This window comes from uncultured Veillonella sp., assembly GCF_934190855.1.
GTDB lineage: Bacteria > Bacillota > Negativicutes > Veillonellales > Veillonellaceae > Veillonella.
The window spans coordinates 1-8,120 of record NZ_CAKPTN010000072.1 but is presented as its reverse complement, the minus strand read 5'-3'; the positions used below and the strand labels follow the sequence as shown (position 1 = coordinate 8,120).

Here is an 8,120-nt window from a genome sequence, read left to right as displayed (position 1 = left end):
TGCGGTTAATACACAAAACCGTGTACAAGCAGCGCTTTCACAATTACCTGCGGAGGTTCAAGCCGTAGGGGTTACAACAACAAAATCATCTGGCGACATGGCCTTGATTTTCTCTTTGAACTCCCCAAACGGTACATATGATTCTACATTCTTGAAAAACTATGGAACAAACTACATGATGGATGCTATTAAATCCATCAAAGGTGTAGGTTCCGTGCAAGAGTTCGGTTCTGACTATTCTATGCGCATATGGTTAGATCCTGCTAAAATGCAAAAACTAGGCGTTACTTTATCTGAAGTAACGGCTGCAATTAGAGGGCAAAACCTTCAAGCTGCTGCTGGTACAGTTGGTCAAAATCCTACAAATGGTCAACAAGCATTCCAGTATCCTATTAAAATTGACGGTCGTTTAGTAACACCGGAACAATTCGGTAACATTGCGATTAAGAACTCCAATGGCAAGGTTCTCCATTTAAAAGATGTGTCCCGTATTCAAATTGGTGCTAAAGACTATAACTTTATTGCTAAATCTGCTCATAAAGAAGTTGCTGGTTTTGCTATTTCTCTTCAAAGTGATGCGAATGCATTAGAGACTATCGCTAACGTGAAGAAGGTTTTAGACGAACAATCTAAATCTTTCCCGCCTGATTTAGAATATAAGGTAGTTGTAGATAATACAAAATTCGTTAGTGCCTCTATTAATGAGGTTGAACATACCTTCATTGAAGCATTGTTCCTCGTTTTAGTTGTAGTTTATGTATTCTTACAATCTTGGCGCTCCACAATCATTCCAATGATTGCCGTACCAGTATCTTTGCTCGGTACATTTGGTGCCTTTGTCATTTTAGATTTCTCCATTAATACATTAACCCTATTTGCAATGGTATTGGCCATCGGCCTCGTCGTGGATGACGCTATCGTTGTAGTAGAAGCGGTTGAATATGAATTAAAGTATAATGGCTTACCTCCAAAAGAGGCTGCTATTAAAGCGATGGAGAATGTACAAGGTCCTGTTATTGGTATCGCCTTTGTATTGTCAGCTGTATTTATTCCAGTTGCCTTCATGGGGGGCATGACAGGTATTCTTTATAAACAGTTTGCATTAACAATTGCTGTTTCCGTTGTTATTTCTGCCATTGTAGCCCTCGTTTTAACACCTGCCTTGTGTGCTACTATGTTAAAACCTCATACTCCTAAGGAGCATGAAGATTGGTTACATCGTCAATTGAACAAGTTTAACGATGCTCTTGAGCGATTCAGTAATTGGTATGGTATCCAATTAGCCCGTCTAAGTCATCGACTAAGCTTGACTGTCATTGCATTGCTTATCTTTGCAGGTGGTACAGGTTTAGTATTCCACTTCTTGCCAACGTCCTTTGTTCCTGCAGAGGATAGCGGTTACTATATGATTGCTGTTAATGAACCGCCAGGTGCTACATCTGAGCGTACTATGGCAACACTTGAGAAGATTGCTTCCTTCTTAGAAGGTAAAAATGATCCTGAGAAACCTGAGGAAGAACAATTATTCCAATCTGTGTTTACTGTAGCAGGCTTTGACCTTCTAGGTGGTGGTCAAAAATCTAGTGCTGGTGTTATCTTTGCCACTATGTCTGATTGGAAATATCGTACCACTCAAGCTGACTCTATTAATGCTCTAGTTGGTCAAACATTTGGCTTTGCTGCACAAGGTGTTCCTGAAGCAACAGTTATCGCTATGAATCCACCATCTATTCCAGGTCTTGGTACTACTGGTGGCTTTAGCATGTACCTTATTAACAAAGCTGGTGATAGTCCACAAGTTATGGCTGAACGTGCTAATGAATTCTTAGCGGAAGCTCGTAAGAGTCCGGCTATTCAAAGTATTTATACTACTTTTGATACTTCTACTCCGTCCTTGCAATTTGATATTAACCGTGAAAAAGCGGCACAAGATGGTGTTGCTTTAACAGATATCTTTACTACATTACAAGGTTTCTATGGCAGTATCCAAGTCAATGACTTTACTACATATGGCAAAAACTATAAAGTAGTAGTTCAAGCTGAAGATGCGTATCGTCAAAATGCAGATCAGCTTAATATGTTAGCTGTTCGTAATAGTAAGGGCCTTATGGTTCCTGTATCTAATTACATTACGAAGGAACAAACTGGTATGCCATCTAGTATTACTCGTTTTGATAATGCTATGGCCGTACAAATCGGCGGTTCTCAAGCACGTGGTTACTCCTCTGGTGATGCTATTAATGCATTGAAAGAGGCGGCAGCTAAAACATTACCTACAGGTTATACATATGATTGGGCTGGTCAATCTCGTGAAGAGTTAAAAGCTGGTTCTCAAACTATGATGATTCTTGGTTTAGGTCTAGTCTTCGTATTCTTGATCTTGGCGGCCTTGTATGAATCTTGGAAGGTTCCATTTGCCGTATTGTTCTCCGTACCATCTGGTATGATTGGTGCCGCATTAGTACCATTCTTGTTGAACTTTACAGGTAGATATGCCTTAGCTAACGATATTTACATGCAGATAGGTCTTTTAACATTAGTAGGCTTGGCTGCGAAAAATGCGATTTTGATAATCGAATATGCGAAGATTCGTGTTGACGAGCGCGGTATGAACGTAGTTGATGCTGCTATAGAAGCTGCAAAAATTCGTTTGCGTCCAATCTTGATGACGTCCTTCGCATTTATCCTCGGTGTATTACCATTGGCAGTATCTACAGGTGCTGGTTCTGGTGCTCGTACATCCATGGGTATTACAGTAGTAGCAGGGATGACAACTGCAACATTGTTTGGTATCTTTATCATTCCAATGTTGTTCATCATCATTGAAACACTTGGTCCTGGTTTGTTAACAAACCGTAAAAAAGATCATTAATAATTTTCTATATTAGCTCTTAATATAGATAGACAAAAAACACGTCACTACTAAGTAGTGGCGTGTTTTTTTGTATGTTTTATGATATAATAATATAGTTAAAAATCGGATTGACCTAGGTCAATATAAAATGTGAAACTAAAGATAAAAGAGGTATATTATGAGTGACGTAAAAACATATGTAGCAGGTCATAAAAGCCCTGACACAGATTCTATTTGTTCTGCTATTTCCTTTGCTAATTTGTTAACACAAATGGGCACACCAGCAACTCCAGTATGTGCAGGTGAAGCAAATAAAGAAACAACATACATTTTGAACCATTTTGGTTTTGAACATCCGCAAATCGTTAAGAACTGGGAAGAGTTTGCTCCAGAAGGTGGCAATTTGTACTTAACTGACCACAATGAATCTAAACAAATTATCGATGGTTACAAATCAATGAATATGTGTGGTGTTGTGGATCATCACCGCATTGGTGACTTTGAAACTGATGGTCCTGTATTCATGCGCTTAGAACCAGTAGGTTGCTCCAATACAATCATTACTAAATTGTACATGGAAAACAATCAAGAAATTCCTAAAGCTATTGCAGGCTTGATGTTATCTGCTATCATTTCTGACACTGTATTATTCCGTTCTCCAACATGTACTGAAACAGATAAAGAAATGGCTCACAAATTGGCTGAAATCGCTGGTGTAGATATCGAGTCCTATGGCCTTGATATGTTAAAGGCTGGTGCAGATATTTCTGATTTGACTAACGATGATATTGTTCGTACAGACATGAAAGAATTCTCCGAAGCTGGTAAAACGATTTCTATCGGTCAAATTTCTGTAATGGATACAACTGACGTATTGGCTAAGCAAGGTGAATTAGTACAAGCGTTAGAGTCTCTTCGCAGCGCTAACAACTACGATGCATCTTATATCATGATTACAAATATTCTTGATGAAAGTACTACATTGTTATTCAGCGGTGATGTAGAGGCTGTTGTAGCTAAAGCATTTGAAAAAGAAGTTAAAGACAATGGTGTATTCTTGCCTAACACTATGTCTCGTAAAAAACAAATCGTACCACCAATCCTTGGTGCTATGAAATAGTATACAAAGGAAAAGAACGTTGCTTGCAACGTTCTTCTTCTCTATGTGTAGAGTTTAAATGACTTTAGTTATATATGTAGCCATAACAAATGTTATTTTTAAAATATAAAGCTATAGCTCATTAAGTTCTATTTGAGTTATTTTTATAACCATTATGTAAGGGCAATTGGGGTGTTCCGATGAATTCATTATTAACAGGTTTAAATAAAGAGCAACAACAAGCCGTACAACATACGGAAGGCCCTTTATTGATTTTAGCCGGTGCCGGATCTGGTAAAACAAAGGTTTTAACAGTTCGTATTGCACATTTGTTAGCACAAGGTGTCAATCCTTATGAAATTTTAGCCATTACCTTTACCAATAAAGCGGCCAAAGAGATGAAAAGCCGTGTGGAAGGTCTTGTAGGTGATGTGGCTAATCGTATTTGGCTCAGTACGTTCCATAGCTTCTGTGCTAAGTTTTTACGTTTTGAGTTAGATAATTTCTTAGGGTATAACAGTAACTTTACTATCTACGATACATCTGATTCACAAGCTGTTATTAAGGCTGCTTTAAAAGCATTAAATCTCGATGACAAATACTATCCTGTAGGTGCTATGATAGCCGCTATTTCAGATACAAAGAATAAATTGCTCTTTGCTTCTGATTTTAGAAAACAAGCGAGAGACTTTTACCAACAAAAGGTAGCTGATGTTTACGAGTATTATGAACGTGAATTGCGTAAGAATAATGCTTTAGATTTTGATGATCTACTATTGGTGGCCGTAAAATTATTGCAGTCTAATGAAGCTGTTCTAGATAAATATAGCAAACGTTTTCGTTATGTTATGATCGACGAGTATCAAGATACGAACCATGCTCAATATTTATTAGCTAAACTCTTGGCTTCTCATTGGAAGAATATCGCCGTAGTAGGTGATGCTGACCAAAGTATTTACGCTTGGCGTGGTGCAGATATTCAAAATATTTTAGATTTTGAAAAGGATTATCCGAACTGCACATCTATTAAATTAGAACAAAACTACCGTTCTACTAAAATTATCCTCGATGCAGCCAATGCTGTTATCGAGAATAATGAAGGTCGACCAAAGAAAAATCTTTGGACTGACAAGACTGAAGGGGCTAAGATCCAGCACTTTACGGCTCAATCTGAACATGAGGAAGCGGCTTTTATTGGCGATACAATCGCTAAAAAACACGATATTCATGGCGTTCCTTATGGTGATATGGCCATTTTATATCGTACAAATGCGCAGTCTCGTGTGCTTGAAGAGGCGCTCATCAAACGCGCCTTGCCATATACAATGGTGGGGGGCACAAAGTTCTATGACCGTAAAGAAATTAAGGACGTATTAGCTTACTTGCGCGTATTATATAATCCTTTCGATGATTTGAGTTTGTTACGTATCATCAATGTACCTAAGCGTAGTATTGGTGCTACTACAGTGGCTAAACTACAAGACTATGCTCGTGCTAATGGAACGTCTTTATTTATGACCTTAACACAGCTACACTTGGTAGACTCCATTAAGGGGAAGACTAAAGAAAAGTTAGAAGAGTTTGGTATTCTTATCTTTACTCTTGTAGCTGAAATGGAAGATAGAACCGTACTGGATATTTTAGAGTCTATTTTAGATAGAACAGGCTATTTAGCTCAGTTAGAGGAAAGTACAGATCCACAAGATCAAGCACGTGCTGAGAATATTGGTGAGCTTTTATCTGTAGCTAAAGACTTCCAAGATACAAATCCATCTGGCACTGTAGAGGATTTCTTAGAACAAGTAGCCCTCGTTAATGATGTTGATTCCTTCGAGCAAGAAGAGTCTAAAGTAACGTTAATGACATTACATGCTGCTAAAGGTTTGGAATTCCCTATTGTATTCTTAGGAGGCTTGGAGGAAGGTTTATTCCCGCATAGTCGCACCTTGATGAACCCTGAGGAAATCGAAGAGGAGCGACGTCTAGCTTATGTAGGTATTACTCGTGCAGAGAAGGAATTATATATTTCTAATGCCACGACACGTACCGTATTTGGTCGTACAAGCAGCTATTTACCATCTCGCTTTATCGATGAAATTCCTGAAGAGTTAGTAGATGGTTTGCGTGCTAAGCGCAAAGTACCTGATGATATTAAGCGTCATGTGCCGCAACATATGAGTGTTACAAGCCGTCCTGTAACGAAACCAATTGTTCGCAATGAAGTGATTGCAGATTGGAAGGTTGGGGATACTGCTATTCATAGTAAGTGGGGCAATGGTAAGGTTATTAACGTTGCTGGCGAAGGGGCTGGCATGAAGCTAACTATTGAGTTCCCAACCCAAGGTGTACGAGTGGTTATGGCCAAATTCGCACCTGTTAAAAAAGGGTAGTAATTTTCTGTATAAAGGGATGTAAGATGAATCCGAAAGATAGAATCAAAGAGTTACAACAGGAGTTAACTCACGCACAGTATTTATACTATGTAAAAGATGCTCCTACGATGAGTGACTTTGAATATGATAAAAAATATCGTGAGCTTGTGGATTTAGAAACAGCTCATCCTGAATATATTGTGCCGTCTTCTCCAACACAACGTGTAGGCATGAAGGTAGAAGGCTCCTTTGAAAAGGTCGTACACGGCCGTCCTATGTTGAGCCTTTCCAATGTATTCAATGCTGATGAAGTTAGAGCTTTTGCAAATCGTGTAGAAAAGGAATTAGGACATAAGCCATCTGCTTATGTAGTAGAGCTGAAAATCGATGGCTTGGCTGTTAATTTGCACTATGAAAATGGTATGTTTGTTCGTGCCGTAACGCGTGGTGACGGTCGCGTTGGTGAAGATGTAACTGCCAATGTACGCACCATTAAATCTATTCCTTTATACCTAGAAAATGCACCGGAGTTTATCGAAGTTCGCGGTGAAGCCTATATGCCTCGTAGCGAATTTAAACGTATCAATGAAGAGCGTGATGAAGAGGGGTTGCCAACATTTGTGAATCCTCGTAATGCGGCGGCAGGTTCCTTGCGTCAACAAGATCCTGCTATTACAGCAAGTCGTAATTTAGCCTTCTTTGCCTATGCAATTGGTTCTCAAGAGGGCGCTAGTATACATAGCCAAGAGGAATTACTTAAAAGCTTAGAAAACTTTAAGTTCTCTGTAAATCCTCACTATCGAGTATGTCAAACCATTAATGAAGTTATTGAAACTATCAATTATTGGGATGAAAAACGTCATGACTTGCCATACGATACTGATGGTATGGTTATTAAAGTAAATAGCTTTGATGATCAAGAGGCACTTGGCAGTACTGCAAAAGATCCTAAATGGGCTACAGCCTACAAATATCCTCCAGAAGAGGTAGAAACCATTCTTAAGGACATTACGATTAATGTAGGTCGTACAGGTGTTCTCACACCTACTGGTGAACTTGAATCTGTATTTGTATCTGGTACGAATGTAAGTCGTGTAACATTACACAATCAAGACTTTATTAATGAAAAGGATATCCGTATCGGTGACCATGTCATCATTCACAAGGCTGCGGAAATCATTCCAGAAGTTATTCGCGTAGTTCCGGAAAAACGTACTGGTTCTGAAGTGCCTTTTACAATTCCTAACACATGTCCAGTATGCGAATCTCCTGCCGTTCGTCGCGAAGGGGAAGCAGCCGTACGTTGTACCAATAAACATTGTCCTGCTATCGAGAAAGAGCAAATCATTCACTTTGCCTCTCGAGATGCTATGAATATTGATGGTTTAGGCCCTAGCATTGTAGAAAACTTAATCAATAATAAGCTAATTGCCAATGTGGTGGATCTATATCATTTAACGGTAGACCAACTTGTTACTATGGATCGAATGGGCAAGAAATCTGCAGAGAATTTAGTAAAAGCTATAGCAGACTCTAAAAATCGTGGTTTGGACCGCGTATTATATGGCCTTGGTATTCGTCTAATTGGCTCTAAAGCAGCTGCAACAATTGCTAATGTAGTGCAATCTATGGAACGGTTTATGACTATTACTAAGGAAGAACTCGTTGCAGTGGAAGAGATTGGACCTACAATGGCAGATAGTATCGTTGAATATCGTCAAGATCCGGCTCATGTAGCTATTATTGAAGGGTTAACACAAGCTGGCCTCAAGATGACTGTAGATGTTGTAGAAGC

The 8,120-nt window shown here is 39.0% G+C and carries 4 protein-coding genes; all 4 read left to right on the top strand.

The window, feature by feature from the left end; translation table 11 throughout:
* Positions 1–2,872: efflux RND transporter permease subunit (locus Q0F90_RS05480; protein WP_296004057.1), on the top strand; the 2,872-nt coding region annotated here is incomplete at its 5' end.
* A 160-nt stretch (positions 2,873–3,032) separates the two neighbouring features.
* Entirely contained in the window at positions 3,033–3,974 is a 942-nt protein-coding gene (locus Q0F90_RS05475; RefSeq protein ID WP_296004056.1) for a manganese-dependent inorganic pyrophosphatase, read from the top strand.
* Between the two features lie 179 nt (positions 3,975–4,153).
* On the top strand, positions 4,154–6,343 hold the full coding sequence (gene pcrA, locus Q0F90_RS05470; protein ID WP_296004054.1) for a DNA helicase PcrA: 2,190 nt from the start codon (positions 4,154–4,156) through the stop codon (positions 6,341–6,343).
* Between the two features lie 26 nt (positions 6,344–6,369).
* A partial coding sequence (gene ligA, locus Q0F90_RS05465) for an NAD-dependent DNA ligase LigA (protein ID WP_296004052.1) occupies positions 6,370–8,120 on the top strand: 1,751 nt, incomplete at its 3' end.

Coding starts and splice junctions, on each gene's coding strand:
- Q0F90_RS05475 (WP_296004056.1), top strand. CDS start 3,033: ATGAGTGACGTAAAAACATATGTAGCAGGTCATAAAAGCCCTGACACA.
- pcrA (WP_296004054.1), top strand. CDS start 4,154: ATGAATTCATTATTAACAGGTTTAAATAAAGAGCAACAACAAGCCGTA.